The sequence below is a fragment of the Zoogloea sp. LCSB751 genome (assembly GCF_002028455.1).
GTDB lineage: Bacteria > Pseudomonadota > Gammaproteobacteria > Burkholderiales > Rhodocyclaceae > Zoogloea.
Window position 1 is genome coordinate 1 of the sequence record NZ_MWUM01000098.1, and the last position, 413, is coordinate 413.

The 413-nt window shown below is 68.3% G+C and carries 1 protein-coding gene; it reads right to left on the reverse strand.

The window, feature by feature from the left end; all coding sequences use genetic code 11:
- The coding region (locus tag B4920_RS25905) for a hypothetical protein (RefSeq protein WP_216820037.1) at positions 1-279 on the reverse strand (279 nt) is incomplete at its 3' end.
- Between the last annotated feature and the right edge of the window lie 134 nt (positions 280-413).

Here is a 413-nt window from a genome sequence, read left to right on the forward strand (position 1 = left end):
CTGGCCGGTGACATGCTGCATCATCGCCTGCATGGCCTGACGCTCCATGTCCAGCGCCTTCTGGCCGACCTCCTGCCCGCGCTGCTCCAGGTAGCGGATAGCCAGCTCGGGGGTCATCGCCCGTAGACCGCCTGGGAGGCGTTCTCGCTGCGTCCACTCGGCTACCCTGGTCAACCCCTGCTCGTAGTTACGCACGGTGCCTACGGAGCGCAGGTGATGGCCCTGCAGGGCTTTCATGATGTAGGCGGCCTGGGCCGCCGGTGCGCGGAAGGTGGCCATCAGTGGCCGGCCTGTTTGGTCAGCCAGCGGACCACGGTGCTGTGCACCACGCTGATCCGGTGAGCGCGTAACCAGCGTTGCAGCTCGGCCACGGTCGCGCCGGCCTGGTGCAGGGCGAGCAGTTCGGCACGGTG